The organism is Pectobacterium jejuense (assembly GCF_026800125.1).
In the GTDB taxonomy this organism is placed as follows: Bacteria; Pseudomonadota; Gammaproteobacteria; order Enterobacterales; family Enterobacteriaceae; genus Pectobacterium; species Pectobacterium jejuense.
This window is the reverse complement of the sequence record NZ_JAPQKX010000008.1, coordinates 21,924-47,774: the sequence shown is the minus strand read 5'-3', so window position 1 is coordinate 47,774 and position 25,851 is coordinate 21,924. Positions and strand designations below refer to the sequence as shown.

Below are 25,851 nucleotides of genomic sequence, written 5' to 3'. Positions count from 1 at the left end.
AAATCTTGTTGTCGGCTCTTGTACGATCAATATCACACTGTTAGCTTCAATGCTGCCAGTTGGTACGACATTTGGGTCAGGAGCGCCCACAAATAATGGAACTGAGTTTATTTCTTTCGATGTTGGGGTTTTTGTGGGTAGCGGCCATCACTCCAGGGCCGAATAATATGCTGTTGACCACCTCGGGCGCGAATTTTGGCTTCATGCGTTCACTGTGGCTGATGGTTGGCATCATGCTGGGCATGCAGAGCATTTTGCTGCTGGTGGCATTCGGTGTCGGTGGGTTGATTCTGATTTACCCTTCGCTGCACTTTATTCTGAAAGTTCTCGGCAGCGCCTATCTGCTCTGGCTGGCGTGGAAAATCGCCACGGCGGCTTACGAACGTCTGGAAACGTCCATTGCGCCTCCTAAGCCGATCCGGCTCTATCAAGGGTGGTTGCTGCAATTTCTGAACCCGAAAGCGTGGCTCATGGCGCTGGGCGCGGTGGCCAGCTTTAGTCTGGCGGGGGAAGGCTATAACCAGTCTGTGATCGCGATAAGCATCGGGATTGTGCTGGTCAATCTGGTGTCCGGCGTCATCTGGCTCGGATTCGGCACGATGATTGGACGACTGCTGCGCAGTAAGAAAGCGTGGATTATCTTTAATGTGTCTATGGGGCTGCTGACCGCCGCCTGCGTGCTGTTGATTTGGCATTAAGGTTTCGTTGATAACGTCGCGAGCGGCTTTTCGCTCGCGACTTAGGAACTACACGGTTAGCAGAAGATTATCGGAGAGATTTACTTGTAGCCGTCTGTTTTTAAGAGGTTATTAACCAGATTAAGTTCAGTGTCGAAATCCAACGTATCGTTCTCCAGCAGCCGTGCGTGTTGCTGTTGAAAAGCAGAACCCAGTGCTTTCAGTGCAGTAACATTCTTCAGCAGAAAATCGTCTGATTTGCCGTGTTTTTCCAATTGGGTGGAGAGCCTGACAAACTCACCTACCATTTTCTCTACGGCAGGAAGATAACGATTAAGAAACGCCGTGCCCGGCTCCACATCCTTGGGATCTTCCTTCATACAGGTGACAATAAGCTGTCCGTACTCAACGATAATTTTCAGTTCGTCGAGAAGTTCGGTGGGGAGCTTCTGTAGATTTTTCAACTGTGCAATACGGCTCTCAAACGTAATCGCTTTCTTAACAGGCGGTGTAATAACGGCCCGCGAAGGTTTAGACAATATTGGTGGCGCTATCGGTGTTTTCTGTTGGTGTGTGTTTATTTTTATTTTTGTTTTTAAAAAATATGCCCATTGGTAATAGCGTCCTACTCCGTTCACCACACAGATTACGAATACAGCATTATAGAAAGGGTGTTCACCAAACTTATGCACATCGGTGTAGCCCATGATGATGATGAAAACTAAAAGAAACTGAATAGCTGTGCCGAGACGAGGATGAGAAATTTCGGAGCATGCTTTGATTATCCACCACGCTGCCGCAACCCACCCTAGAACGAATATGGCATCATGCGTAATGAACCAAATCACGCCAGCCACAAGTGGCCAAATCATATCAACCTGGGACCGTGTAAAGGCGTACCACAGCAGAATTAAGCTGAAGCAGGTCACTATCGCGGCGGCGTTGTTAACTTTCTCATCTGCCATGAGGTCTGGATACATTGTCTCGAGGATAACCGCTACGATGATCGCAGTGGTTAGCGACCAGAGGCAGAATAATCCACAGAGTTTAAATAGCGTTAGGCACAAACGACCTAGTTTCTTTTGCCATCCCTCATGTTGAGGGGAAGATGCGTTTTGCATACTCAACGAAGACCACTTATCAAAACGAAATTATTTATGCAGAACGCTGCTGCATAGCCTGTTGTTGGTTCGCAGCAATCTCGGCCAGACGCGTTCTTAGCTCCGTTTCCATTGTGCCTAGTTCTTTTTCTACATCAGCCCGACGGGTTCTGGCGTCATTCGCAATCGTGACGGTTTCTTCGATGGTGTTCAGAAGGCGGCTTTGCACTTCGCGTAAGGTTTCGATGTCCACAATCGAGCGTTCGACTTCCCGTGCGGTTTCAACAGTGCCGAGCTGGAGCATTTCTGCATTTCTTCTCAGCATGGCATTGGTGGTATCAGAGACTTCTTTTTGCAGTTTTGCCGATTTGCGCTGTGAATGCAGCGTTATCGCCATCACGATCTGACTCTTCCACAACGGGATTGTGGAGAGAATGCTGCTCTGAATTTTCTCGGCGAGCGACTGACTATTACTTTGCATCAAACGAATTTGAGGCGCGGTTTGGATCGCGATGGTGCGGGACATCATCAGATCGTGAAGGCGTCTTTCAAATCGCTGTATGTTGCTCACTAAATCACGCACGTACTGCATATCCATCGGGTCGTTGGTGCGCTGTGCTTTTTCCTGTGCGGCAGTCAGATCGCCAGACTGAATCGCTGCCAATTTCTGTTTACCGGCAATGATATGCAGTGTGATTTGTTGAAAATACTCGCGGTTGCGTATGAAGAGCTGTTCCAACGTGGAGATATTGCGTAATAGCTCCATCATGGCGTTTTCGAGTTTTTTAGAAACCGTATCGACCTGCTGTGCCAGCGTTTGATATTCCAGCAGCGTACGCTGGATGGTGCTGAACAGTTTTCCGATCAATGGGAATGACGCGAGGAAACTTTGCTTAGTGTCAAATACGGTGAGGTCGACCGACTTTACCTTCATCAGCAGATCTGTCAGTTGTTCACCAATCACGCCTGCATCTTTTGCTCTGACTTCCTGCATTAAGGATTCTGAAAAGCGCGAAATATTGCCCATGGTGTTTGCGGCGTAAGAGATGGACAGCATAGGGTCAGTAATATCAATTTTATTGACCAGTACTGATACTTCGCTTTTCTCCTGCTCGCTAAGCTGCGACAGGTTTAACTCAGATAACGCATTGCTTGCTGTCATGGTGACGGCGTTGTTGCCAGAAGCGGTGAACGTAGCAGAAAGGGAATCCGTAGAAACAGAAGGCGTATTTTCCATCATAATGTTGTCCTTGCCTTATTGTTTGGCCGTTTTATGCCTTGCGGCCTTCAATATCAGTGAATAGGTTAGTGTGTAGAAATCAGTAGATTAATTGCTAAATATTACCTTGGGGAAATATTGCGCTCAATGCGCATTATCATCACTTCTTAAGATAATGTCGTGATAGCGGAAGAAAAGAATGGAAAAGTGAGCGGGGACTGCCCGCTCGGGTGGGTAAATGCAATTTACTCGCTCTGCATCATCTGCTCTAGCTGTTCCTGCGCATCCAGCCAGGATAGCTCCGTTTCTTCCAGCTCGATTTTGACTTTGGTTTGCTGTTGCAGGCAGTCGGTGAGTTCGGCCTTGCGGCTGATGTCGTAGATGGCACTGTCTGCCAACCGAGCTTCCAGCGCTGCCAGCGTTTCTCCCAGCTTTTCCATTTGCTGTTCAAGCTTGGTTATCTGTTTGCGCAGCGGTTGCGTTTGCGTTCTCAACTCGGCTTCGCGGCGTTTCTGATCTTTTCTGCCCTGCGCGCTGTTGGCCGTATTTTCTTTTGGCGCTTCATCGGCTGCATTTTCCTGACGTTGCAGGCCGACCAGCCACTGCTGGTAGTCTTCCAAATCGCCGTCGAACGGTTCTACTTTCTGGTCGTGTACCAAATAGAGATCGTCGGTGGTAGAACGGATCAGGTGTCGATCGTGCGAGACGACAACCAGTGCGCCTTCAAAATCGATTAACGCTTCTGTCAACGCCTGACGCATATCCAGATCGAGGTGGTTAGTCGGTTCATCGAGCAGCAGGAGGTTCGGGCGCTGCCAGACGATCAGTGCCAGCACCAGACGGGCTTTTTCGCCACCGGAAAAGCGCTCGGTGATCTCGGTGACTTTATCGCCCTGAAAACCGAAGCCGCCGAGGTAGTCGCGCAGCTGCTGTTCCGTTTCCCGCTCTGCCAGACGCACCAGATGCTGCAAGGGCGATTCGTCCGCGCGTAGAAACTCTAACTGGTGCTGGGCGAAATAACCGAGCTTCACACCTTTCGCCAGCCCAATTTCCCCTTTCAGCGGGGCGAGCGTGCCAGCAAGCAGTTTGATCAGCGTGGATTTACCCGCACCGTTATGGCCGAGCAGCCCGATGCGGGAACCCGGCACTAAATTGAGTTTGATGGATTCCAGAATCAGCTTGTCGTTGTAGCCTGCGCTGACCTTTTCCATCTTCATCAGTGGATTGGGCAACGACTCTGGGGCGCGAAAACTGAAGCGGAAAGGGTTATCGACATGCGCTGGGGCAATCATCTCCATGCGTTCCAGCATTTTTATCCGGCTTTGTGCCTGCTTGGCTTTGGTCGCTTGTGCGCGGAAGCGGTCGATGTAGTGTTGCAGATGCGCGACGCGCTCCTGCTGATGTTCATAGAGCGATTGCTGCTGTGCAAGGCGGGTGGCGCGCTGGCGTTCAAACGAGGAGTAGTTACCTGTGTACTCATTGAGAGACTGCTGCTCAATGTGCAGAATCTTGGTCACCACCGGATCGAGGAAATCACGGTCGTGCGAAATAAGGACCAGCGTGCCCGCGTAGTTTTTCAGCCATTTTTCCAGCCAGATGACTGCATCCAGATCGAGGTGGTTGGTCGGTTCATCCAGCAACAGCAGATCTGAACGACAGATCAGCGCCTGTGCCAGATTCAAACGCATCCGCCAGCCGCCGGAAAAGGCGCTGACGGGCTGTTGCAGCTGTGATTGAGAAAATCCTAGCCCATTGAGCAGGCTTGATGCTCTGGCCTGAATCGTCCAGGCCTGAATGGCATCCAGCTTGCCGTGCAGCGTGGCAATGGCGTTGCCATCGTTTTCTTCGTTGGCGGTCTGCAACGCGGCTTCCAACTGGCGAAACTCACGGTCGCCGTCAATCACGTAGTCTAGCGCGGGTTTATCCAACGCAGGTGTTTCCTGATTGACCCAGGCCAGTGACCAGTTTTGCGGGAAGGTCGCACTGCCACCATCGGCGCTGATTTCGCCTTTCAGTAATGACAGCAGCGTAGATTTACCACAGCCGTTTTTGCCAACCAGGCCGACTTTCTGGCCGGGATTAACCGTTGCTGTCGCGTTGTCGATCAGAACGCGCACACCACGTCGAATTTGCAGCGAAGAGAAAACAATCATAAAGCGCCGTATGTTCAGAGTATGTTAAATTATGGACATATCAGGACACGCGGTGCCCTGTTTTTAGTCGTTGCGCTGCATGGTAACGGAAAACGATTATTATGACGACGCTTTGGAGGGGAATGATGTCGCAGCCACCGAAGATTTTGCTGCTGTATGCCCATCCGGAACCACAGGACTCGGTAGCGAACCGGATCTTATTGCAACCGGCTCAGCAGTTGGCGAATGTAACTGTGCACGATCTTTACGCACACTATCCTGACTTTTTTATCGATATTCATCATGAGCAACAGCTGCTGCGTGAGCATCAGGTCATTGTTTTCCAACATCCGTTTTATACCTATAGCTGTCCGGCTTTGCTGAAAGAGTGGCTCGATAGGGTGTTATCCCGTGGCTTCGCTAATGGGATCGGCGGGAATGCGCTGGCGGGGAAATACTGGCGCTCGGTGATTACAACGGGTGAGCCGGAAGATGCCTACCACGTTGACGGGAGCAATCGCTACCCGATGGACGATTTGCTACGTCCGTTTGAGCTGACGGCAGCAATGTGTCGTATGCATTGGATGCACCCCATGATTATTTACTGGGCGCGTCGGTTACAGCCCGATGTGTTGTTGAATCAAGCCAAAGCTTACGGTGAATGGCTATCCTCCCCTTTACCTGAAGAGGAACGCTAATATGGAGAGTTCCGCGCTACTGACCGCCGGAGTCTTGTTTTTGTTTGTGGCGGTAGTAGCTGTACCGATTGCTGCCCGATTAGGAATTGGTGCCGTACTGGGCTATTTGATCGCTGGGATCGCCATTGGCCCGTGGGGGCTTGGCTTTATCCGTGATGTGGAAGCCATCCTGCATTTCTCTGAGCTGGGTGTCGTTTTCCTGATGTTCATCATTGGCTTGGAACTGAATCCGTCCAAACTCTGGACGCTGCGCCGCTCGATCTTTGGCGTTGGGGCGGCTCAGGTCGGCCTGAGTGCGCTGATTTTAGGCGGAGCCCTGTATCTGACGGATTTCTCGTGGCAGTCCGCGCTGATTGGCGGCGTGGGGTTGGCGATGTCGTCAACGGCCATGGCGCTGCAGCTGATGCGTGAAAAGGGCATGAACCGCAATGAGTCGGGGCAATTAGGCTTCTCCGTTCTGCTGTTTCAGGATTTGGCCGTTATCCCTGCGCTGGCGCTGATTCCGATTCTGGCGGGGGTGCAGGGGGATTTCGGCGATTGGGAACGGATTGGGCTGAAGGTTGCCGCGTTTCTCGGCATGCTAATCGGCGGTCGCTATCTGGTGCGTCCGCTGTTCCGTTTTATTGCGGCATCCGGCGTGCGCGAGGTGTTCACTGCCGCTGCGCTGTTGCTGGTGCTCGGCTCTGCGCTGTTTATGGAAGCATTGGGGCTTTCCATGGCATTAGGCACCTTTATCGCCGGTATTCTGCTGGCGGAAAGCGAATATCGACATGAATTGGAAATTGCCATTGAGCCGTTCAAAGGCTTGCTGCTTGGGCTGTTCTTTATCTCTGTAGGCATGGCGCTGAATCTTGGGATCCTCTACACCCACATCGTGAAGATTATGGTTGCGGTGCTGGTGCTGGTGGCAGTGAAAGCGGCCGTCCTGTATTTCCTTGCGCGAATTAATCGTATGCGCCGCTCCGAGCGCTTGCAGTTTGCCGGGGTGCTGAGTCAGGGCGGTGAGTTCGCTTTCGTCCTGTTTTCCGCTGCGGCTTCATTCAACGTATTGAAAGGTGAGCAACTGCCGCTGTTGCTGGTGACGGTGACGCTTTCGATGATGACGACGCCGCTGCTGATGCAGTTGATCGACCGCATTCTGGTACGTCGCTATAACGTGCAGGATGTGCCGGATGAGAAACCGTATGTCGAGGATGACGAACCTCAGGTGATCGTGGTGGGCTTCGGGCGTTTCGGACAGGTGATTGGCCGCTTATTAATGGCGAACAAAATGCGGATTACGGTTCTGGAGCGTGATATCAGCGCCGTGAGCCTGATGCGCAGCTATGGTTATAAAGTTTATTATGGTGATGCCACGGAGCTGGAACTGCTGCGCTCGGCGGGCGCGGATAAGGCTCGCTCCATTGTGATCACCTGTAATGCGCCAGAAGATACGATGGAGATTGTGCATCTCTGTCAGCAACACTTTCCAAATCTGGAGATTCTGGCACGGGCACGCGGGCGTGTTGAAGCCCATGAGCTGTTACAGACTGGCGTAAGACATTTCTCGCGTGAAACCTTTTCCAGTGCGCTGGAGCTAGGGCGGAAAACGCTGGTGACGGTGGGCATGCACCCCCATCAGGCGATGCGTGCACAACAGCATTTCCGCCGTCTGGATATGCGCATGCTGCGTGAGCTGATGCCGCAGCTGACGGGGGATGTCGCGCAAATCTCTCGTGTGAAAGAGGCTCGCCGTGAGCTGGAGGATATTTTCCAGCGGGAAATGCTGCGCGAGCGCCGTCGACCGAGTGTATGGGATGAGGACGACGAGTAAGAGTAGAGATGAATGGGAGTTATCATGCGTAAACGTTTTATTGCAGGGGCTGTGTGCCCGACGTGTCAGGCTCAGGATACGCTTGCCGTTGGACGAGAAGATGACGTTGAGGTTGTGGTGTGTGTGAAGTGCGGATATCGCCAGAGCCAGACAGAGGAACCTGCGACGGCATCTGCCCCGCAGGCTAACGAGATTATCGGGATCTTCCGGCCAGAATGAGGGATGAGTGTCGTGGTGGCATTGTCACCAACCGTAGACGTTTTTTGATTCCAGACGGTACATAGGGACATTTTTCAGCTACAATTTGCGCCAGTTTGATTTCCAACGGTAGGAGATATCATGAAAGTAGCAAAAGATCTGGTGGTCAGCCTGGCCTATCAGGTACGTACAGAAGACGGTGTGTTGGTTGATGAGTCTCCGGTGAGCGCGCCGTTGGACTATCTGCATGGTCACGGTTCCCTGATTTCTGGCCTGGAAAAAGCGTTGGAAGGCCGTGAGGCTGGCGCGAAGTTTGATGTGAACATCGGTTCCAGCGACGCTTACGGCAACTATGATGAGAATCTGGTTCAGCGCGTACCGAAAGATGTCTTTATGGGCGTTGACGAGCTGCAGGTTGGCATGCGTTTCCTGGCTGAGACCGATCAGGGTCCAGTGCCAGTTGAAATCACCGAAGTTGAAGACGACCACGTTGTTGTCGACGGCAACCACATGCTGGCAGGGCAAAACCTGAGCTTCAACGTTGAAGTTGTTGCTATCCGCGAAGCGACGGAAGAAGAGCTGGCGCACGGTCACGTTCACGGCGAACACGACCATGAACACGGCGACGGCTGCTGTGGCGGTCACGGCCATGATCATGACCACGATCACGGTCACCAGCACGGTAAAGGCGGCTGCGGCGGCAACGGTGGATGCGGCTGCCACTAATGAGTCGTAGCGCATAAAAGAAACCTCAGGTTGATGAAGATCACCTGAGGTTTTTTTATTTGTGTTTATATCTGGACGGTGGTGAGCACCGGCATAACGGGCGCGAATCTCAGTAATGCGGCGGCGGCGTTTCTTCCGACTGAGGGGCAACGAGCGAGGTTTGCTGGCTGCGCAGCCGATCGGTGAGTAGACGGACATGTTCGCGCAGGCGGCTAATTTCCCGCTCGTGTTGAATAACCGTTTGGTTAAGTTCTTCTATGGTTAATTCCTGAAAAGCCTGTCGGCTTTCCAACTGTTCGAGCCGTTCTTCAAGTGCTGATGGTGACATCGGTATTCCCCTTACTTCTTGTTACCCGCGAGTTTGTCAGAAAGCGGAAACTTCTGGTAGTAAAAACGGTCGCAGTAGGGCGCAATGCACTATCCGGCTCGGGGCATATCGTTGCCAGAAGGCCTTAGGACGACACAAATGATGTCAGAAAAGCTTCCTGACGTTTTTTATCAAAGGATTGTCGCGTGCGTCGTTGTGTTGTCTTCGTCCGCACAGTTATAGTAGGCGCGAATTTATTTTAATGATGGCTGGAGCACGTCGCTCCAGATGCTGGAGAAATGGATGAAATCACTGTTTAAAGTAACGCTGTTAGCAACAACGATGGCTCTGGCTCTGAACGCAGGCCAGGCTCTGGCGGCAGACAAAGCGCAGGCATCTGACACCACTGCGGCAGCCAAATTCAAGAACGATGAGCAGGCAGCAGCTTATGCGTTAGGTGCATCTTTAGGGCGTTACATGGATAACTCTCTGAAAGAGCAAGAAAAATTAGGTATCAAACTGGATAAAGATCAGCTGATTGCTGGCGTTCAGGATGCCTTTGCTGATAAGAGCAAGCTGACTGACGAAGAAATCGAGAAAACGTTGCAAGGCTTTGAAGGTAAAGTGAAAGCCGCTGCTGAAGCCAAGATGAAGCAAGATGCGAAAGATAACGCGGATAAAGGCGCTAAGTATCTTGAGTCCTTCGCCAAAGAAAAAGGCGTGAAGAAAACTGAATCTGGCCTTCTGTATCAAGTTGAGAAAGAAGGTAGCGGTAACGCGCCGAAAGACAGCGATACTGTAGTCGTTAACTACAAAGGTACGCTGGTTGACGGTAGCGAGTTCGACAACTCCTACAAACGCGGTGAGCCACTTTCTTTCCGTCTGGACGGTGTGATCCCAGGCTGGACTGAAGGTCTGAAGCACGTTAAGAAAGGCGGCAAAATCAAGCTGGCTATCCCACCGGCTCTGGCCTATGGCGAGAACGGCGTGCCTGGCATTCCGGCTAACTCCACGCTGGTGTTTGACGTTGAACTGCTGGACATTAAATCTGAAGCTGACCTGAAAGCAGCGGATGATGCGAAAGCTGAAAAACCAGCAGCCGAAGCGAAAGCGGCTAAATAAGCATCGCGATAATGGCAATATAACCGCAGGCTGCGACCTGCGGTTTTTTTTGTTTCACCATCACTTCTCTGCGATTGAATCCCTTTTCCGTTAACCGTGACGGCACCTATCTGTCATCTACCATCAATCCTCTATCACCCATCATCAGCACAGCGCGCGTAGCACCTTCGCCAACGTCTTGACTGCCGTTTCCAGTTCGTGCGGTGCGTGGGCAGCAAATCCCATGAGGAAACCAGCTTGATGCTGGCCCGACGCATACAGTGCTGTCAGCCCGAGCAGATCGATACCGGCTCGACGTGCGGACTCCACCGCGTCGTGTTCAGAGATGTCACGGATGAAGATACAGGGCATCTGCATGCCTCCGGCCGGCACTCGTGGCTCCACGAAGTCAGCCAGGTGCTGACGTACCAGCCGTGCCAGCACATCGCGGCGTTCCGCATAAACGGCACGCATCGTGCGGACATAGGCGCCGAAGTGGCCCCCTTCGATAAAACGCGCCAGCGTGAGCTGTGGAATGGGCGCACTGTGCCCATCCATCAGCGTGCGGGCCACGGTCATAGGGGCAACCAATTGCGGTGGCAGTACCATGTAGCCAATGCGCAGGCCGGGAAACAGCGATTTGGTGAAGGTGCCGATATAGATGGTTCGATCGTGTGCGTCGAGCCCTTGCACGCAGGCGGTAGGTTTGCCCGCGTAGTGGAACTCGCTGTCGTAGTCGTCTTCAATAATCCAACTCTGATGCTGCGATGCCCATTCAATCACGGCCAGCCGCCGATCCAGCGCCAGCGTTGCGCCAGTGGGGAACTGGTGTGAGGGCGTCAGGAACACGGCTTTCGCGGGCGTATTGTGCGCATGACTTGCCTCAAGCAGGTGCTCGACCTGTAAACCGTCGGCATCTAACGGGATCGGCACGCACGCGAGCCCCGTCGCCTCGAATGCCTTGCGTGCGCCGTGGTACACGGGATCTTCAAGGAAGATCGGATCGCCAGCATCCAGCAATACCGTCGCACACAGGGTGAGCGCTTGCTGGGAACTGGTCAGCACCAGTACGCGATCGGGCGTGGCACGAGCTCCCCGTTCAAGATTGACATAATCTGCGATGGCGCGTCTCAGTGCTTCCACGCCCTGCGGTGGGCTGTGCAGCAGCGCCCGCGTGCCATATTCCTTTAGCACCTGTCGTTCTAGCCGTTCCCATGTTTGGAGGGGAAAGCTGCGGGTTTCCGGCACGCCGGGCGCGAATGCACGCGGGATGATGAAGTCGCGAACGCCACCATTCTGGAACATAGCACTGCCGCGTTGACTGAGGCGCAGTGCTGCTTTGCTCTCTCCCGTTTTTCGGGCTTTGCCACGTCCCGGCAGACGCTTTGCCCGCTCAGACACAAAACTGCCGCTGCCGACGCGACGTTCGATAAATCCTTCTGCATGCAGCTGGCTGTAAGCCGACTCGACCGTATCACGCGATACTCCCAGTGATGTAGCCAGTGCGCGTGAGGCGGGTAAGGGCTTGCCCACATCAAGAACGCCATCGAGGATTAACTGGCGAATCGCTCGCTGGATACGGGCGTGTAAGGGTAGGGCACCTTGCGCGGGGTCGCCAATCCAGGCTTTGACCGATTCAAGCTGGGCGTGTTTGAACAATTGGTCTGCCTCTTATCAGGAAAATGGTGGGGAACATCCAGCTATTTTAAATCTATAAATATGTTTCACAATCCATTCATCTTCTTTGTCAGGAGTGACGCTGATGTCGACATCCTCCGATACACAAACTCGCCACGACAGGCACGGGAGCTATCCCGATGCTGTCACGGTTGACGATTTCCAACTCAATCTGGCGGCAGTTCAGGCTCGCATCGCAGCCGCTTGTCAGCGCGTCGGTCGCGATCCTGCAACAGTGCGGCTGCTGCCCGTCAGCAAGACCAAGCCCGAAAGTCGCCTGCGTATGGCCCATGCGGCTGGTTGTCGGATATTGGGTGAAAACAAGGTGCAGGAGGCATTCCGTAAATGGGAAGCCATGCAGGATTTAACCGATCTACAGTGGTCAGTCATTGGTCACCTGCAAACCAACAAGGCTAAGCTGGTGGCACGCTTCGCTACCGAATTTCAGGCGTTGGACAGTCTGCGGCTGGCTGAAGCGCTGGATCGTCGCTTGCAGATTGAAGGGCGCTCGCTGGATGTGTTCGTGCAGGTCAACACCTCCGGTGAGGCCAGCAAATACGGCCTGTCCCCTGATGATGTCCCCGCGTTCATTCAGGCACTTCCCGCATTCTCAGCGCTACGCGTGCGTGGGTTCATGACGCTAGCGCTATTCTCCAGCGAGGCCGAACGTGTGCGTCAGTGTTTTATTCGACTACGCCAGTTGCGCGATCGGTTGCAGCAAAACCTTCCGGTCGGCATTGAGCTGGATGAATTATCAATGGGAATGTCCGGCGATTTTGAAATAGCCATTGAGGAAGGTGCTACCGTGGTACGCGTCGGTCAGGCAATCTTTGGCGCTCGCCCTCTGCCAGATAGCTATTACTGGCCTGATAGCGCCATTACAGAATGACCGTCTTAAAAATCATAGGACGATGCCTATGTATGACGCTTCTCTTACTCTTACTGACTTCGACCCATTACTCTTCAGGCCTCATCCAGGGATTTTTCAGGGGCGGTGAGCACCACGCGAGCGAGTGCACCGGAACGTTGCGGCCGGTTGCAGAGGAAAAATTTTCCATCGTGCAACTGAGCAATGCGCGTCACGATACTTAGCCCGAGGCCGATACCGCCATAGCGGCTATCCATGCGAACGAACGCCTTACTCAATTCACCGACTTTGCTTTCGTCGATCCCCGGTCCCTCATCCTCAACCTGTAGTTCAATATGTTGCGGCGTGCTCAGACTCACGGCGATCTGGCTGGCTTCCGGGCTATAGCGATAGGCGTTTTCTACCAGATTGCGTAGCAGTAGCTGGAGCAACGTTGCATCGCCGCGCAGAGTGATATCTTCTGGTGGCAATATCCATTTCAGCGTCTGCTGGCGTTTTTGTAGCATCTCGGCCAGTTCATCCTGCATAGGAAAAATAACGTCTTTCAGGAACGCGACATTTTGGTGATGACCCGCTGAAAACTCTTGCCCGACACGCGCAAGCAGCAAAAGCTGCTCCACCGTTTTCACCATTTTATCAATGCGTTTGATGAGCGAACTACAGTCAATCTGATGTTGCTGCTGGTGCAGTTCGAGGTGCAGCCGAATACCGGATAGCGGGGTTCGTAATTCATGAGCGACATCCGCAGTAAATTGCCTGTCGCGTTTCAACGTTTCGTCCAGACGTTGAAAAAGCTGGTTGATGGTATGGGTGACAGCAGCGATTTCTTTAATGTCACTCTGCTGTGGCAGCGGCTCCAGGTTTTCCGCCGTGCGATCCTGCAATTCTTCCTGTAGGCGGGAAAGCGGGCGAGTGATCCAACTGACCGCCTGAAAGCACATGAGCAATGTCAGGATGACCATCACCAGACTTGGGATACTGAGCGAGGCGATCGCCTCATTGATCTCTTGATCGATCTGCATGTTCTGGGCGCTGGCGCTCAGGGATTTATCAACCAGCAGGCCGATCTGCTCTTCGCTTTCGTGCCAAAGCCAGAATACGCTGATCATCTGACAGACGAGCAGGATGCCGCCCAGTGCCAGCACCAAACGACGGCGCATGCTGGTAACGGTGTCGGCATCGCTCTTCATGGCTGTTCACCTTTAGTCAGCAGATAGCCAAAACCTCGCAGGGTTCGGATGCGGTCTTTCCCTATCTTGTGACGCAGATTATGGATATGCACTTCCAGCGAATTGGAGGACGGGTCGTCGTTCCAGGCGTAGATATCCTGATGCAGGACCTCGCGATGTACCTGAGAACCGGCTTTCAACACCAGACGGGACAGGATCGCAAACTCTTTTGGCGTCAGTACCACTGGCTTGCCGTCCAGTAACACCTGTTGATTGTTTAAGTCCAACGTAATGTTGTCGACCTGTATTGTGCTGTTGCTTGAGCCCTGATGGCGGCGAATCAGCGCGCGTACGCGCGCCTGTAATTCCGTTAGTGCGAAAGGTTTGGCAAGGTAATCGTCTGCGCCGACATCCAGCCCGCTGACGCGATCGTTTACCTTATCCCGTGCCGTTAAGATGAGTACGGGATGCTGGTAATGATTCTTACGCCAGCGTGAGAGCAGGGTGAGCCCGTCTTCATCCGGTAAGCCAAGATCGAGAATAACCAGACTGTAATGCGCGCTGCTGATGAGCGCGTCCGCTTCTTTGGCCGTGCCTGCGCAATCGCAGGCATAGCCTTCATGACTCAACGCCAATAATAATCCTTCCTGCAACAGCTTATCGTCTTCAACAATCAATAATTTCATGTTGCCTTGTCCCTGCACGGATGAAGGATATCGAGCTGAGGCTGATATTCTTTCGTGGCGATAGTAAACATCCCCAGTATGGTATGGAAAAGATTATCTTGCGAGTAATCCAGCTGTTTTGCGTTCTGGCGCAGACAGGTGTCCTGGATGCCCTGTTGCTGCAGGTAACCCGTTGATAACCACATCAACATTGGTACGTGCGTTTGCTGCTTCGGCGCAATTGAGTAAGGCATGCTGTGCAGGTAGATGCCGTTTTCCCCTAACGATTCGCCGTGGTCGGACAGGTAAACCAGCGACGTATTAAATTTATCCTGATGCAGTTTCAGTAAATTGATCGCTTTATCCAGAACAAAATCGACATACAGGATCGTATTGTCATACGTATTGGTCAGCGCTTCCTGCGTACAGGTCTGAATCTGATTGGTATCGCACGTTGGCGTAAATTTCTTAAAGGCATCAGGGTAGCGCTGGTAATAGCTCGGGCCGTGGCTGCCTATCGTATGTAATACGATAATTCCGTCGTTATCGAGCTTGTTAATATAGTCTTCGACGCCGTGGAATAAGGCTTCATCGTGGCATTCGCCGTTGGTACACAGCCCCGGCAGCTTTAATGATGTCACATCAACCGTTGGCACTCGTGTACAGGTATCTTTGCAGCCGCCGTCATTTTCTTGCCAAAGTACGTTAACCTTTGCCCGCTGTAATATATCCAGCAGCCCTTCCTGATGGCTGGCTACATCGCCGTTAAAACTCTGGCGCGGCATGTTGGAGAACATGCAGGGGACAGAGACGCCCGTTGAGGTACCGCACGATGAGGTGTTTTCAAAATAAACCACATTGTCTTTTGCCAGCAGCGGATTCGTTTCTTTCCCGTAGCCGCCCAGCGAAAAGTTTTGCGCCCGGGATGTCTCGCCAACCACCAGAATAACCAGGTTCTTTTTTGCCGTCGGGGATGGTGGGGCCGCTTTGTGGGCATCCAGACCAATTTGCTCCAGAGGCAAATTAGCCAACACGCTATGTTTATGGTAGGACAAGCTGGCCGCCACAATATTGCTGGGCGTAATCGCTTTTACCAACTCTTTGTTATTACGCATGAACGAGGCGTAATCTTTATAAAAGAATGCCGCGACGGATAAAATGGCGAATAACGAAATAATGACGCTAAGGAAGCGCATGCCAATATAGAGCGTTGTCGGCTTGGCGGGCTTTATTTTTATCCAGATGGCGAGCGCCGCAGGAATGACGCCAATAAAGAATACCCAGGCGACAAGCTGTGGCGTCAGCAGTGAAAAGGATTCGCCAGCTGTTGTCTCCAGGATATTCTGGATCATGGTTCGGTCAATGATAATGCCGTAGTTCAGCATAAAGTATTGCGCTGCGGCACCGGTCAGCAGGAAAAGAACAATGACGCCCTTACGCAGATAAGGTACTGCCAGAAGCGTGAAAATGATATTCAGCACCGCGAAAATCACAACGGGCATGCTGAGAAAGAAAGGGATATTAATCCAGTCTGTCATGTCCAGCAGTTGCAGCGTCTGGCGGTAGTAGGCAATGTTCTGGACCAGAGTAATAAAGGCAGAAAATATCAGCACGAACGTCATGCTGCTTAGGTGTGGTCTGCCCATCGGTATTCGTTTTTTCATACACGTCTCTCGTGATTTCCATGATGGAGAGGAAAGAAGACGCTGACTCTAGCGGGATTAAATTAATGCAACCTTAAGAGGTAGCCCGTGAAATTCAGGGACGCGAGTGTGGACATTTGCTAGACTGTGTCCCTTGTCAATACAAAATAAAGATACCCGTCATACTTCAAGCTGCTTGTACGTTGGCCGCCTTTACTCACCCCAGTCACTTACCTGAGTAAGCTCCTGGGGATTTGCGCGGTTGCTGCGTTACAAGGCCATAAATGGGCCTTGCCCTAAAGGGCCAACGCAGAGCGTTGTTCAAAACGCTAACGTTTTGTCACGCAGCTCGAATTATTGAGGGGATAATGACGTTGAGGGTGGTGTCTGCCATGTCTAATTCGCTTGTATCTGGCGAATCTTATGAGCTTGATTTGCTGGATGAACGTCCTTTCAGTCAAACGGACTATGAGATCCTGAAATCGTATGAAGCGGTGGTTGATGGCTTGGCCATGTTGATTGGCGAGCATTGTGAGATTGTGTTGCACTCGCTTGAGGATCTTAAATGTTCTGCCGTGCGTATTGCCAATGGAGAACATACTGGTAGGAAGATTGGCTCGCCGATTACGGATCTTGCATTGCGCATGCTGCATGACATGGCAGGTGAAGATAGCAGCGTGTCGAAAGCCTATTTTACCCGCGCAAAAAGCGGCGTGTTGATGAAGTCAGTGACGATTGCCATTCGCAATCGCGATCAGCGCGTGATTGGGCTGCTGTGTATCAACATGAATTTGGATGTGCCTTTCTCCCAGATTGTGCAGACCTTTATTCCACCTGAAACGCACGATGCTGCTTCTTCCGTTAACTTTGCGTCATCCGTTGATGACCTTGTGGCACAAACGCTGGAATTTTCGATTGAGGAAGTCAATGCGGATCGCAACGTCTCCAATAATGCGAAAAATCGCCAAATCGTACTGAGCCTGTATGAGAAAGGCATCTTTGATATTAAAGACGCCATCAACCAGGTCGCCGAACGCCTCAATATCTCCAAACACACGGTCTACCTTTATATTCGTCAATTCAAAAGCGGCGACTTCAGCGGGCACGAACGTTAATGCTGAGCTACTGTTTGCTGGTGACTGGCCCGGCTTATGGCACACAGCAGGCAAGCAGCGCGTTGCAGTTTGCACAGGCGCTGTTGGCTGAAGGGCACAGACTGAAAAGTGTGTTCTTCTATCGCGAGGGCGTGTTGAATGCCAACCAGCTAACGTCCCCCGCTAATGATGAGTTTGATCTTGTACGCGCCTGGCAGCAGTTGAGTGAAATGCATCAGGTGGCGCTGAATGTCTGTGTCGCCGCGGCATTACGCAGAGGTGTGACCGACGCGCAGCAAGCGACTCAGCTCAACCTTGCGGGCGCGAATCTGCAACCCGGCTTTGTTCTGAGCGGGCTGGGAGAGCTGGCGCAATCGGTGCTGACCTGCGATCGGGTTATTCAGTTTTAAGGTAGAGTTATGAAGCGAGTCGCATTTGTTTTTACGCATTCTCCACATGGGAGTGCTTCCGGGCGAGAAGGGCTAGATGCGCTATTGGCGATGTCAGCACTGACGGAAGAGATTGGCGTATTTTTTGTTGGTGATGGCGTACTGCAACTGCTGCCGCATCAACAGCCAGAAAAGATTTTGATGCGTAATTACATCGCAACGTTCGGCGTACTGCCGTTATACGATATCGACGCGTGTTATCTGTGTGAGACTTCTGCGCGCCAGCGTGGGTTGAGTATCGATACGGGCTGGGTTTTGGATGTAGAGCTATTAGCGCCGCAAGCCTGGCGCAGTAAATTGGCCGATTATCATTCCATCCTTTCATTCTAGCGACGGATTTCCTCTTTTATGCTGCATACGCTCTCACGTTCTCCTTATCAAGTTGACCTGGATGCACTCTTGCACAGTTTGGATCAGGGTGATGCGTTGGTCTTATTGCAAGACGGTGTTATCGCTGCGCTGGCGGGTGGAGATATTATTCAGCGTCTTCTTGATTCAGCGGTTCTTCTCTACGCGCTCCAACCTGATACCGCGGCAAGAGGAATGACTGAACAAATTTCAAACAATGTGACACTCATTGACTATAATCAGTTTGTTCAACTGACAGTGGAGCACCCGCAGCAACTCGCGTGGTAACGCCGAATTTTTGTATATTTCTTGACTCCTTCCACTGCCAGCCCTAAAATTCTGCGTCCTCATACTTTGCCTTGCGCAAACATGAGGCGATTTATTACGTGTTTACGAAGCAAAACCCAGGAGCTTTTTGAATGGCAACGATTAACCAGCTGGTACGCAAACCACGCTCCCTGAAGGCTGCTAAAAGCAACGTTCCGGCGCTGGAAGCATGCCCGCAGAAACGTGGTGTATGTACTCGTGTATATACTACTACCCCTAAAAAACCGAACTCCGCACTGCGTAAAGTATGTCGTGTTCGTTTAACCAACGGTTTTGAAGTTACCTCCTATATTGGCGGTGAAGGTCATAACCTGCAGGAGCACTCCGTGATCCTGATCCGTGGCGGTCGTGTTAAAGACCTGCCAGGTGTGCGTTACCACACCGTTCGTGGCGCGCTGGACTGCTCAGGTGTTAAAGACCGTAAGCAATCCCGTTCCAAATACGGCGTGAAGAAGCCAAAGGCTTAATGGTTCTCCGTTAAGTAAGGCCAAACGTTTTAACTTAAATGTCAAACTAAACTCGTAGAGTTTTGGACAATCCTGAATTAACAACGGAGTATTTCCATGCCACGTCGTCGCGTCATTGGTCAACGTAAAATTCTGCCGGATCCTAAGTTCGGATCAGAACTGCTGGCCAAATTTGTAAACATCCTGATGGTAGATGGTAAAAAGTCTACTGCTGAAGCAATCGTCTATACCGCGCTGGAGACCCTGGCTCAGCGTTCTGGTAAAGATCATCTGGAAGCTTTTGAAGTAGCTCTGGACAACGTTCGCCCGACTGTCGAAGTTAAGTCGCGCCGCGTTGGTGGTTCTACTTATCAGGTACCAGTAGAAGTCCGTCCGGTTCGTCGTAATGCGTTGGCAATGCGTTGGATCGTAGAAGCTGCTCGTAAACGCGGTGATAAATCTATGGCTCTGCGCCTGGCGAACGAACTTTCTGATGCAGCAGAAAACAAAGGTACTGCTGTTAAGAAACGTGAAGACGTTCACCGTATGGCCGAAGCTAACAAGGCGTTCGCTCACTACCGTTGGTAATCCCTTCGCTGTAGTCATGCTAACCAAGCGGGCGCTAAAAATAGCCAACCCGCTTGGGTTAACTAAATTGAACGCCCTAGTAAATAGAGGATACAAATGGCTCGTACAACACCCATCGCACGCTACCGTAATATCGGTATCAGTGCGCACATCGACGCCGGTAAAACCACTACTACCGAACGTATTCTGTTCTACACTGGTGTAAATCATAAAATCGGTGAAGTTCATGACGGCGCAGCTACCATGGACTGGATGGAGCAGGAGCAGGAGCGTGGTATTACTATCACCTCCGCAGCGACTACTGCATTCTGGTCTGGTATGGCTAAGCAGTATGAACCGCATCGCGTAAACATCATCGACACCCCGGGACACGTTGACTTCACTATCGAAGTAGAACGTTCCATGCGTGTACTTGATGGTGCGGTAATGGTTTACTGCGCAGTTGGTGGTGTTCAGCCACAGTCTGAAACCGTATGGCGTCAGGCAAACAAATATAAAGTTCCACGCATTGCGTTCGTTAACAAAATGGACCGCATGGGTGCGAATTTCCTGAAAGTTGTTGGTCAGATCAAATCCCGTCTGGGCGCGAACCCTGTTCCGCTGCAGTTGGCAATTGGTGCTGAAGAAGGTTTCACCGGTGTTGTTGACCTGGTGAAAATGAAAGCTATCAACTGGAACGATGCCGATCAGGGCGTGACCTTCGAATACGAAGATATCCCTGCTGATATGCAGGATCTGGCTGAAGAATGGCACCAAAACCTGATCGAATCCGCAGCAGAAGCTTCTGAAGAGCTGATGGAGAAATACCTGGGTGGTGAAGAACTGACTGAAGAAGAGATCAAAAAAGCTCTGCGTCAGCGCGTTCTGAACAACGAAATCATCCTGGTAACCTGTGGTTCTGCATTTAAGAACAAAGGTGTTCAGGCGATGCTGGATGCGGTAGTTGACTACCTGCCATCCCCAGTTGACGTACCTGCGATCAATGGTCTTTTGGATGACGGTAAAGACACGCCGGCTGAGCGTCACGCAAGTGATGACGAGCCGTTTGCTGCACTGGCGTTCAAAATCGCTACCGACCCGTTTGTAGGTAACCTGACGTTCTTCCGCGTGTACTCTGGTGTAGTTAACTCCGGTGACACCGTACTGAACCCAGTTAAATCAGCACGTGAGCGTTTTGGTCGTATCGTTCAGATGCACGCTAACAAGCGTGAAGAGATCAAAGAAGTTCGTGCGGGCGATATCGCTGCTGCTATCGGTCTGAAAGATGTAACGACGGGTGACACTCTGTGTGATCCAGACAACGTCATCATTTTGGAACGTATGGAATTCCCAGAGCCGGTAATTTCCATCGCGGTAGAACCGAAAACCAAAGCTGACCAGGAAAAAATGGGTCTGGCATTGGGCCGTCTGGCTAAAGAAGACCCGTCTTTCCGCGTATGGACTGACGAAGAATCTAACCAGACTATCATCGCTGGTATGGGTGAATTGCACCTCGATATCATCGTTGACCGTATGAAGCGTGAATTCAACGTTGAAGCGAACGTGGGTAAACCACAGGTTGCTTATCGTGAAGCGATTCGTGCGAAAGTTACCGATATCGAAGGTAAACACGCCAAGCAGTCTGGTGGTCGTGGTCAGTATGGTCATGTTGTTATCGACATGTATCCGCTGGAGCCGGGCTCAAATCCGAAAGGTTACGAGTTCGTCAACGACATCAAAGGTGGTGTAATTCCTGGTGAATACATCCCTGCCGTTGATAAAGGCATCCAGGAACAGCTGAAAGCGGGTCCATTGGCTGGTTACCCAGTGGTTGATCTCGGCGTGCGTCTGCACTTCGGTTCTTTCCATGACGTTGACTCCTCTGAATTGGCGTTTAAACTGGCTGCTTCTATCGCCTTTAAAGACGGCTTTAAGAAAGCAAAACCTGTTCTGCTTGAGCCGATCATGAAGGTTGAAGTTGAAACGCCAGAAGAGAACACTGGTGACGTCATCGGTGACCTTAGCCGCCGTCGTGGTATGCTGCGTGGTCAGGAATCCAACGTTACTGGCGTTGTGATTCACGCTGAAGTTCCGTTGTCTGAAATGTTCGGATACGCAACTCAACTGCGTTCTCTGACCAAAGGCCGTGCTTCTTACTCCATGGAGTTCCTGAAGTACGATGACGCGCCTAACAACGTTGCTCAGGCCGTAATTGAAGCCCGTGGCAAATAAGCCTCAGGGTTAAAACAAAATCCCGTGCTCTCTCCATAGGGGGAGAGCATTTGAGTAAGGAATATCGCCGTGTCTAAAGAAAAATTTGAACGTACAAAACCCCACGTTAACGTCGGTACTATCGGCCACGTTGACCATGGTAAAACAACGCTGACCGCTGCAATCACTACCGTTCTGGCTAAAACCTACGGTGGTAACGCGCGTGCATTCGACCAGATCGATAACGCACCAGAAGAAAAAGCACGTGGTATCACCATCAACACGTCTCACGTTGAATACGATACCCCAACTCGCCACTACGCGCACGTTGACTGCCCAGGACACGCCGACTATGTGAAAAACATGATCACCGGTGCTGCCCAGATGGATGGCGCGATCCTGGTTGTTGCTGCGACTGACGGCCCAATGCCTCAGACCCGTGAGCACATCCTGCTGGGTCGTCAGGTTGGCGTTCCTTTCATCATCGTGTTCCTGAACAAATGTGACATGGTTGATGACGAAGAGCTGCTGGAACTGGTTGAGATGGAAGTGCGTGAGCTGCTGTCTCAGTACGACTTCCCAGGCGACGACACCCCAGTGGTTCGTGGTTCTGCTCTGAAAGCGCTGGAAGGCGAAGCTGAGTGGGAAGCAAAAATCATCGAACTGGCAGAGCACCTGGATTCTTACATCCCAGAACCAGAGCGTGCGATTGACAAGCCGTTCCTGCTGCCAATCGAAGACGTATTCTCCATCTCCGGTCGTGGTACTGTTGTTACCGGTCGTGTAGAGCGCGGTATCGTTAAAGTCGGTGAAGAAGTTGAAATCGTTGGTATCAAAGATACTGCGAAATCTACCTGTACCGGCGTAGAAATGTTCCGCAAACTGCTGGACGAAGGTCGTGCAGGCGAGAACGTTGGTGTTCTGCTGCGTGGTATCAAGCGTGAAGAAATCGAGCGTGGTCAGGTACTGGCTAAGCCGGGTTCAATCAAGCCGCACACTCAGTTCGAATCCGAAGTGTATATCCTGAGCAAAGATGAAGGCGGCCGTCATACTCCGTTCTTCAAAGGCTACCGTCCTCAGTTCTACTTCCGTACAACTGACGTAACGGGCACCATCGAACTGCCAGAAGGCGTAGAGATGGTAATGCCGGGCGACAACATCAAAATGGTTGTTACCCTGATCCACCCAATCGCGATGGACGACGGTTTGCGTTTCGCAATCCGTGAAGGCGGCCGTACAGTAGGCGCGGGCGTTGTTGCTAAAGTTATCGCTTAATCGCTGATAAACTTAATGCATGAAAAAGGCACTTCGGTGCCTTTTTTTACGTCCTAATGATTAAATGGAAATTGAAATAAAAATAATTCTTATTTAGAATAACTCAGTTGGTTAAAAAATCGCTAGGAGCGATTTCAAATGCTGGTTGCAGTGTCCTGAAAGGTAGTGCGAAAGACACTCGTGATAACAATGAGTCATTCTGATATGTATGTTTGTTTGTGCAACGCGATTTCTGACAAAGTCATTCGTAATGCTGTTCGTCAGCACCAGCCTCAATCTATGCAGCAATTACGCAAACTCGTCCCTATCGGGACAGATTGCGGTAAGTGTATTCGTCAGGCGCGTGTCATTTTTGAGGAAGAGCAGGCTAAAATTCCTGATATGTATGAAGTAGCATAAAATGTAGGGTCGTTTTTTTGACTCTCTGCTTACCGGTTCTACACTTTAAGAACTGGAGCGGAGGAGCATGTCATGAAAGGCGATAAAAAAGTCATCACACACCTGAATAAGTTATTGGGCAACGAGCTGGTAGCCATTAACCAATATTTTCTTCATGCCCGAATGTTTAAAAACTGGGGCTTAACCCGTCTTAACGATCACGAATATCATGAGTCTATTGACGAAATGAAGCATGCTGATCGCTACATCGAACGAATCCTGTTTCTCGAAGGCATCCCGAATCTACAGGATTTGGGGAAGTTAAATATTGGCGAGGATGTCGAAGAGATCTTACGTTCTGATCTTCAACTTGAGTTGGATGGCGCAAAGAGTTTGCGCGAGGCAATTGCCTATGCTGATTCGGTACATGACTATGTCAGTAGAGATTTAATGATAGAAATTCTTGCCGATGAAGAAGGGCACATCGACTGGCTGGAAACAGAATTAGATTTGATTTCACGTCTTGGTATACAAAACTATCTCCAAGCTCAGCTAAAAGCTGAGTAATGGATTATCGTAGCCTGCTATGTAATTTATGACTCAATTCGGCCGGACTGCGCACATTGCTCCGGCCGGGTTAAAATCATTTCATCCTGCTTGTTGCTTCCCCAGCCAATTTGCGTATAATGCGCGAGCTTACCGAAACTAGGTAAGCCTGATTCAATCCGAATCAGACGGCCAATATTCATTTATTGACCAAAACAATACTCCCGATATGGGGGTTATGTGCTGACGATTACACTCCCCCATCAATCGAAATGGGTGTGAGGAGTAATCATTTACGTTTATAAATAATTGGAGCTCTGGTCTCATGCAGAACCAAAGAATCCGTATCCGCCTGAAAGCGTTTGATCATCGTCTGATTGATCAATCAACTGCGGAAATCGTCGAGACTGCTAAGCGCACTGGTGCGCAAGTACGTGGTCCGATCCCGCTGCCGACCCGCAAAGAGCGCTTTACTGTTCTGATTTCTCCGCACGTCAATAAAGATGCGCGCGATCAGTACGAGATTCGCACTCACAAGCGTCTGGTTGACATCGTTGAGCCAACCGAGAAAACCGTTGATGCTCTGATGCGTCTGGATCTGGCTGCTGGTGTAGACGTGCAGATCAGCCTGGGTTAATCAGGTCATTGAGCGATTGAGAGGTTGAAACAATGATTGGTTTAGTCGGTAAAAAAGTGGGCATGACCCGTATCTTCACTGAAGATGGCGTATCTATCCCCGTAACCGTTATCGAAATTGAAGCAAACCGCGTAACTCAGGTTAAAGACCTGGCTAACGACGGTTACCGCGCTGTGCAAGTAACTACTGGTGCTAAAAAAGCAAACCGTGTTACCAAGCCAGAAGCAGGTCACTTTGCTAAAGCTGGCGTAGAAGCTGGCCGTACTCTGCGTGAATTCCGTCTTTCTGAAGGCGAAGAGTTCACTGTAGGTCAGAGCATCAGTGTCGAAATTTTCGCAGACGTTAAAAAAGTAGACGTTACTGGTACATCTAAAGGTAAAGGTTTTGCTGGCACAGTTAAGCGCTGGAATTTCCGTACCCAGGATGCTACTCACGGTAACTCCTTGTCTCACCGCGTTCCGGGTTCTATCGGTCAGAACCAGACTCCGGGCAAAGTGTTCAAAGGCAAGAAAATGGCAGGCCAGCTGGGTAACGAACGTGTAACCGTTCAGAGCCTGGACGTAGTGCGTGTTGACGCTGAGCGCAACCTGCTGCTGGTTAAAGGTGCTGTTCCGGGAGCTACCGGTAGCGACCTGATCGTTAAACCAGCTGTGAAGGCGTGAGGAGATAGCAATGGAATTAGTATTGAAAGACGCGCAAAGCGCGCTGACTGTTTCCGAAACTACCTTCGGTCGTGATTTCAACGAAGCGCTGGTACATCAGGTTGTTGTTGCTTATGCAGCAGGTGCCCGTCAAGGTACTCGCGCCCAGAAGACCCGTGCTGAAGTAACTGGTTCCGGTAAAAAACCTTGGCGTCAGAAAGGTACTGGCCGTGCGCGTTCTGGTTCTGCTAAGAGCCCGATCTGGCGTTCCGGTGGTGTGACCTTCGCTGCTAAGCCACAGGACCACAGTCAGAAAGTTAACAAAAAGATGTACCGCGGCGCGCTGAAAAGCATCCTGTCCGAACTGGTACGTCAAGATCGTCTGATCGTTGTCGAGACGTTCTCTGTAGAAGCACCGAAAACTAAGTTGCTGGCGCAGAAACTGAAAGAAATGGCACTGGAAGACGTGTTGATCATCACCGGTGAACTGGATGAAAATCTGTTCCTGGCTGCGCGTAACCTGTACAAGGTTGACGTGCGTGATGCAGCAGGTATCGACCCAGTTAGCTTGATCGCCTTCGACAAAGTCGTTATGACTGCTGATGCAGTTAAGCAAGTTGAGGAGATGCTGGCATGATCCGTGAAGAACGTCTGCTGAAAGTACTGCGCGCGCCGCACGTATCTGAAAAAGCATCTACCGCGATGGAAAAAACTAACACCATCGTTCTCAAAGTTGCTAAAGACGCGACTAAAGCAGAGATCGTTGCTGCTGTAGAGAAACTGTTCGAAGTAGAAGTTAAAGACGTAAACACCCTGGTAGTTAAGGGTAAAGTTAAGCGTCACGGACAGCGTATTGGTCGTCGCAGCGACTGGAAAAAAGCTTACGTCACCCTGAAAGAAGGCCAGAATCTGGACTTCATCGGCGGCGCTGAGTAAGTC

Annotated in this window: 29 protein-coding genes; 21 read left to right on the top strand and 8 right to left on the bottom strand. The window is 51.2% G+C overall.

The features are described 5' to 3' along the window. The first annotated feature begins 95 nt into the window (after window positions 1–95). The gene (locus tag NXT09_RS15455) at window positions 96–698 is read left to right on the top strand and encodes a LysE family translocator (protein WP_268580223.1); all 603 of its coding nucleotides are present in this window, start codon (window positions 96–98) and stop codon (window positions 696–698) included. Between the two features lie 80 nt (window positions 699–778). Here the strand turns inward: NXT09_RS15455 and NXT09_RS15450 are convergent, their stop codons facing one another. The 3 genes from NXT09_RS15450 to NXT09_RS15440 form a co-directional block, all read right to left on the bottom strand. Further along, on the bottom strand, window positions 779–1,642 hold the full coding sequence (locus NXT09_RS15450; protein ID WP_268580221.1) for a 5-bromo-4-chloroindolyl phosphate hydrolysis family protein: 864 nt from the start codon (window positions 1,640–1,642) through the stop codon (window positions 779–781). Between the two features lie 190 nt (window positions 1,643–1,832). Beyond that, the gene (locus NXT09_RS15445) at window positions 1,833–2,939 is read right to left on the bottom strand and encodes a toxic anion resistance protein (RefSeq protein ID WP_268580458.1); all 1,107 of its coding nucleotides are present in this window, start codon (window positions 2,937–2,939) and stop codon (window positions 1,833–1,835) included. Between the two features lie 302 nt (window positions 2,940–3,241). Then, window positions 3,242–5,149 (bottom strand): ABC transporter ATP-binding protein, encoded by a 1,908-nt coding sequence (locus tag NXT09_RS15440; protein ID WP_268580220.1) that lies wholly within the window; start codon window positions 5,147–5,149, stop codon window positions 3,242–3,244. Between the two features lie 125 nt (window positions 5,150–5,274). On the opposite strand from NXT09_RS15440, the gene kefG reads away from it, so the two are divergent. The 4 genes from kefG (at window position 5,275) to slyD (ending at window position 8,563) form a co-directional block, all read left to right on the top strand. Then, window positions 5,275–5,826, top strand: a complete 552-nt coding sequence (gene kefG, locus NXT09_RS15435; RefSeq protein WP_039557342.1) for a glutathione-regulated potassium-efflux system ancillary protein KefG — start codon at window positions 5,275–5,277, stop codon at window positions 5,824–5,826. Window position 5,827: 1 nt separating this feature from the next. After that, window positions 5,828–7,639, top strand: a complete 1,812-nt coding sequence (gene kefB / locus NXT09_RS15430) for a glutathione-regulated potassium-efflux system protein KefB (protein WP_039320306.1) — start codon at window positions 5,828–5,830, stop codon at window positions 7,637–7,639. A 24-nt stretch (window positions 7,640–7,663) separates the two neighbouring features. Beyond that, window positions 7,664–7,858, top strand: coding sequence for a YheV family putative zinc ribbon protein (locus NXT09_RS15425; RefSeq protein ID WP_174435742.1), 195 nt, complete (start codon window positions 7,664–7,666; stop codon window positions 7,856–7,858). Window positions 7,859–7,978: 120 nt separating this feature from the next. Beyond that, entirely contained in the window at window positions 7,979–8,563 is a 585-nt protein-coding gene (gene slyD, locus NXT09_RS15420) for a peptidylprolyl isomerase (RefSeq protein WP_010277503.1), read from the top strand. A 109-nt stretch (window positions 8,564–8,672) separates the two neighbouring features. Here slyD and NXT09_RS15415 read toward each other — a convergent pair whose 3' ends face one another. Next, on the bottom strand, window positions 8,673–8,891 hold the full coding sequence (locus NXT09_RS15415; protein WP_010277499.1) for a protein SlyX: 219 nt from the start codon (window positions 8,889–8,891) through the stop codon (window positions 8,673–8,675). A 282-nt stretch (window positions 8,892–9,173) separates the two neighbouring features. On the opposite strand from NXT09_RS15415, the gene fkpA reads away from it, so the two are divergent. Further along, entirely contained in the window at window positions 9,174–9,992 is an 819-nt protein-coding gene (gene fkpA, locus NXT09_RS15410; RefSeq protein ID WP_205555216.1) for an FKBP-type peptidyl-prolyl cis-trans isomerase, read from the top strand. A 144-nt stretch (window positions 9,993–10,136) separates the two neighbouring features. Here fkpA and pdxR read toward each other — a convergent pair whose 3' ends face one another. Beyond that, window positions 10,137–11,630, bottom strand: coding sequence for a MocR-like pyridoxine biosynthesis transcription factor PdxR (gene pdxR, locus NXT09_RS15405; RefSeq protein ID WP_268580219.1), 1,494 nt, complete (start codon window positions 11,628–11,630; stop codon window positions 10,137–10,139). Window positions 11,631–11,733: 103 nt separating this feature from the next. On the opposite strand from pdxR, the gene NXT09_RS15400 reads away from it, so the two are divergent. Further along, window positions 11,734–12,537 (top strand): YggS family pyridoxal phosphate-dependent enzyme, encoded by an 804-nt coding sequence (locus NXT09_RS15400; protein ID WP_268580218.1) that lies wholly within the window; start codon window positions 11,734–11,736, stop codon window positions 12,535–12,537. A 74-nt stretch (window positions 12,538–12,611) separates the two neighbouring features. Here NXT09_RS15400 and pmrB read toward each other — a convergent pair whose 3' ends face one another. From pmrB to eptA, 3 genes are read right to left on the bottom strand one after another with little or no spacing between them, the layout of a single operon-like run. Next, entirely contained in the window at window positions 12,612–13,706 is a 1,095-nt protein-coding gene (gene pmrB, locus NXT09_RS15395; protein WP_205555213.1) for a two-component system sensor histidine kinase PmrB, read from the bottom strand. Further along, window positions 13,703–14,371, bottom strand: coding sequence for a two-component system response regulator PmrA (gene pmrA, locus NXT09_RS15390; protein WP_205555212.1), 669 nt, complete (start codon window positions 14,369–14,371; stop codon window positions 13,703–13,705). The genes pmrB and pmrA overlap by 4 nt, the downstream gene beginning before the upstream one ends. Beyond that, a complete protein-coding gene (eptA, locus tag NXT09_RS15385; RefSeq protein ID WP_268580217.1) occupies window positions 14,368–16,014 on the bottom strand; it encodes a phosphoethanolamine transferase EptA in 1,647 nt (548 codons plus the stop codon). The genes pmrA and eptA overlap by 4 nt, the downstream gene beginning before the upstream one ends. Window positions 16,015–16,385: 371 nt before the next feature. Here eptA and NXT09_RS15380 point away from each other — a divergent pair, with 371 nt between their 5' ends. The 14 genes from NXT09_RS15380 to rplW all read left to right on the top strand — a co-directional run bounded on the left by NXT09_RS15380 (window position 16,386) and on the right by rplW (window position 25,848). Beyond that, complete coding sequence (locus NXT09_RS15380; RefSeq protein WP_010296984.1) at window positions 16,386–17,108, top strand: helix-turn-helix transcriptional regulator; 723 nt, start codon at window positions 16,386–16,388, stop codon at window positions 17,106–17,108. After that, entirely contained in the window at window positions 17,108–17,497 is a 390-nt protein-coding gene (tusD, locus tag NXT09_RS15375) for a sulfurtransferase complex subunit TusD (protein WP_268580216.1), read from the top strand. Before NXT09_RS15380 ends, tusD begins: the two co-directional genes overlap by 1 nt. Before the next feature lie 9 nt (window positions 17,498–17,506). Further along, window positions 17,507–17,866, top strand: coding sequence for a sulfurtransferase complex subunit TusC (gene tusC, locus NXT09_RS15370; RefSeq protein WP_268580215.1), 360 nt, complete (start codon window positions 17,507–17,509; stop codon window positions 17,864–17,866). Between the two features lie 18 nt (window positions 17,867–17,884). Beyond that, window positions 17,885–18,172 carry a sulfurtransferase complex subunit TusB gene (tusB, locus tag NXT09_RS15365; RefSeq protein WP_268580214.1) on the top strand — a complete coding sequence of 96 codons (288 nt, stop codon included), beginning with the start codon at window positions 17,885–17,887 and terminating at the stop codon, window positions 18,170–18,172. Between the two features lie 131 nt (window positions 18,173–18,303). Continuing rightward, the gene (gene rpsL, locus NXT09_RS15360; protein ID WP_005969567.1) at window positions 18,304–18,678 is read left to right on the top strand and encodes a 30S ribosomal protein S12; all 375 of its coding nucleotides are present in this window, start codon (window positions 18,304–18,306) and stop codon (window positions 18,676–18,678) included. Window positions 18,679–18,774: 96 nt separating this feature from the next. Beyond that, window positions 18,775–19,245 (top strand): 30S ribosomal protein S7, encoded by a 471-nt coding sequence (gene rpsG, locus NXT09_RS15355; RefSeq protein WP_009111198.1) that lies wholly within the window; start codon window positions 18,775–18,777, stop codon window positions 19,243–19,245. 96 nt (window positions 19,246–19,341) lie between these two features. Beyond that, a complete protein-coding gene (gene fusA / locus NXT09_RS15350; RefSeq protein WP_205555208.1) occupies window positions 19,342–21,456 on the top strand; it encodes an elongation factor G in 2,115 nt (704 codons plus the stop codon). A gap of 69 nt (window positions 21,457–21,525) precedes the next feature. Then, window positions 21,526–22,710 carry an elongation factor Tu gene (gene tuf, locus NXT09_RS15345; RefSeq protein WP_039518345.1) on the top strand — a complete coding sequence of 395 codons (1,185 nt, stop codon included), beginning with the start codon at window positions 21,526–21,528 and terminating at the stop codon, window positions 22,708–22,710. Window positions 22,711–22,914: 204 nt separating this feature from the next. Beyond that, a complete protein-coding gene (bfd, locus tag NXT09_RS15340; protein ID WP_005970281.1) occupies window positions 22,915–23,109 on the top strand; it encodes a bacterioferritin-associated ferredoxin in 195 nt (64 codons plus the stop codon). A 72-nt stretch (window positions 23,110–23,181) separates the two neighbouring features. Further along, window positions 23,182–23,655, top strand: a complete 474-nt coding sequence (bfr, locus tag NXT09_RS15335; protein WP_010304949.1) for a bacterioferritin — start codon at window positions 23,182–23,184, stop codon at window positions 23,653–23,655. Between the two features lie 304 nt (window positions 23,656–23,959). Continuing rightward, window positions 23,960–24,271: a 30S ribosomal protein S10 gene (gene rpsJ / locus NXT09_RS15330; protein ID WP_001181005.1), complete on the top strand. Its 312-nt coding sequence runs from the start codon at window positions 23,960–23,962 to the stop codon at window positions 24,269–24,271. 32 nt (window positions 24,272–24,303) lie between these two features. Continuing rightward, window positions 24,304–24,933, top strand: a complete 630-nt coding sequence (gene rplC / locus NXT09_RS15325) for a 50S ribosomal protein L3 (RefSeq protein ID WP_010304941.1) — start codon at window positions 24,304–24,306, stop codon at window positions 24,931–24,933. 10 nt (window positions 24,934–24,943) lie between these two features. Continuing rightward, window positions 24,944–25,549 (top strand): 50S ribosomal protein L4, encoded by a 606-nt coding sequence (gene rplD / locus NXT09_RS15320; RefSeq protein ID WP_010286181.1) that lies wholly within the window; start codon window positions 24,944–24,946, stop codon window positions 25,547–25,549. Then, the gene (gene rplW / locus NXT09_RS15315) at window positions 25,546–25,848 is read left to right on the top strand and encodes a 50S ribosomal protein L23 (RefSeq protein WP_005970277.1); all 303 of its coding nucleotides are present in this window, start codon (window positions 25,546–25,548) and stop codon (window positions 25,846–25,848) included. Before rplD ends, rplW begins: the two co-directional genes overlap by 4 nt. The last annotated feature ends 3 nt before the right edge of the window (window positions 25,849–25,851 follow it).

Coding starts and splice junctions, on each gene's coding strand:
- NXT09_RS15450 (WP_268580221.1), bottom strand. CDS start 1,642: ATGGCAGATGAGAAAGTTAACAACGCCGCCGCGATAGTGACCTGCTTC.
- NXT09_RS15425 (WP_174435742.1), top strand. CDS start 7,664: ATGCGTAAACGTTTTATTGCAGGGGCTGTGTGCCCGACGTGTCAGGCT.
- kefG (WP_039557342.1), top strand. CDS start 5,275: ATGTCGCAGCCACCGAAGATTTTGCTGCTGTATGCCCATCCGGAACCA.
- bfd (WP_005970281.1), top strand. CDS start 22,915: ATGTATGTTTGTTTGTGCAACGCGATTTCTGACAAAGTCATTCGTAAT.
- pmrA (WP_205555212.1), bottom strand. CDS start 14,371: ATGAAATTATTGATTGTTGAAGACGATAAGCTGTTGCAGGAAGGATTA.
- fusA (WP_205555208.1), top strand. CDS start 19,342: ATGGCTCGTACAACACCCATCGCACGCTACCGTAATATCGGTATCAGT.
- rplW (WP_005970277.1), top strand. CDS start 25,546: ATGATCCGTGAAGAACGTCTGCTGAAAGTACTGCGCGCGCCGCACGTA.
- tusC (WP_268580215.1), top strand. CDS start 17,507: ATGAAGCGAGTCGCATTTGTTTTTACGCATTCTCCACATGGGAGTGCT.
- rpsL (WP_005969567.1), top strand. CDS start 18,304: ATGGCAACGATTAACCAGCTGGTACGCAAACCACGCTCCCTGAAGGCT.
- fkpA (WP_205555216.1), top strand. CDS start 9,174: ATGAAATCACTGTTTAAAGTAACGCTGTTAGCAACAACGATGGCTCTG.
- rplC (WP_010304941.1), top strand. CDS start 24,304: ATGATTGGTTTAGTCGGTAAAAAAGTGGGCATGACCCGTATCTTCACT.
- NXT09_RS15440 (WP_268580220.1), bottom strand. CDS start 5,149: ATGATTGTTTTCTCTTCGCTGCAAATTCGACGTGGTGTGCGCGTTCTG.
- kefB (WP_039320306.1), top strand. CDS start 5,828: ATGGAGAGTTCCGCGCTACTGACCGCCGGAGTCTTGTTTTTGTTTGTG.
- NXT09_RS15455 (WP_268580223.1), top strand. CDS start 96: ATGGAACTGAGTTTATTTCTTTCGATGTTGGGGTTTTTGTGGGTAGCG.
- NXT09_RS15380 (WP_010296984.1), top strand. CDS start 16,386: ATGTCTAATTCGCTTGTATCTGGCGAATCTTATGAGCTTGATTTGCTG.
- NXT09_RS15445 (WP_268580458.1), bottom strand. CDS start 2,939: ATGACAGCAAGCAATGCGTTATCTGAGTTAAACCTGTCGCAGCTTAGC.
- pmrB (WP_205555213.1), bottom strand. CDS start 13,706: ATGAAGAGCGATGCCGACACCGTTACCAGCATGCGCCGTCGTTTGGTG.
- slyD (WP_010277503.1), top strand. CDS start 7,979: ATGAAAGTAGCAAAAGATCTGGTGGTCAGCCTGGCCTATCAGGTACGT.
- rpsJ (WP_001181005.1), top strand. CDS start 23,960: ATGCAGAACCAAAGAATCCGTATCCGCCTGAAAGCGTTTGATCATCGT.
- rplD (WP_010286181.1), top strand. CDS start 24,944: ATGGAATTAGTATTGAAAGACGCGCAAAGCGCGCTGACTGTTTCCGAA.
- tusB (WP_268580214.1), top strand. CDS start 17,885: ATGCTGCATACGCTCTCACGTTCTCCTTATCAAGTTGACCTGGATGCA.
- NXT09_RS15415 (WP_010277499.1), bottom strand. CDS start 8,891: ATGTCACCATCAGCACTTGAAGAACGGCTCGAACAGTTGGAAAGCCGA.
- NXT09_RS15400 (WP_268580218.1), top strand. CDS start 11,734: ATGTCGACATCCTCCGATACACAAACTCGCCACGACAGGCACGGGAGC.
- rpsG (WP_009111198.1), top strand. CDS start 18,775: ATGCCACGTCGTCGCGTCATTGGTCAACGTAAAATTCTGCCGGATCCT.
- tusD (WP_268580216.1), top strand. CDS start 17,108: ATGCTGAGCTACTGTTTGCTGGTGACTGGCCCGGCTTATGGCACACAG.
- eptA (WP_268580217.1), bottom strand. CDS start 16,014: ATGAAAAAACGAATACCGATGGGCAGACCACACCTAAGCAGCATGACG.
- bfr (WP_010304949.1), top strand. CDS start 23,182: ATGAAAGGCGATAAAAAAGTCATCACACACCTGAATAAGTTATTGGGC.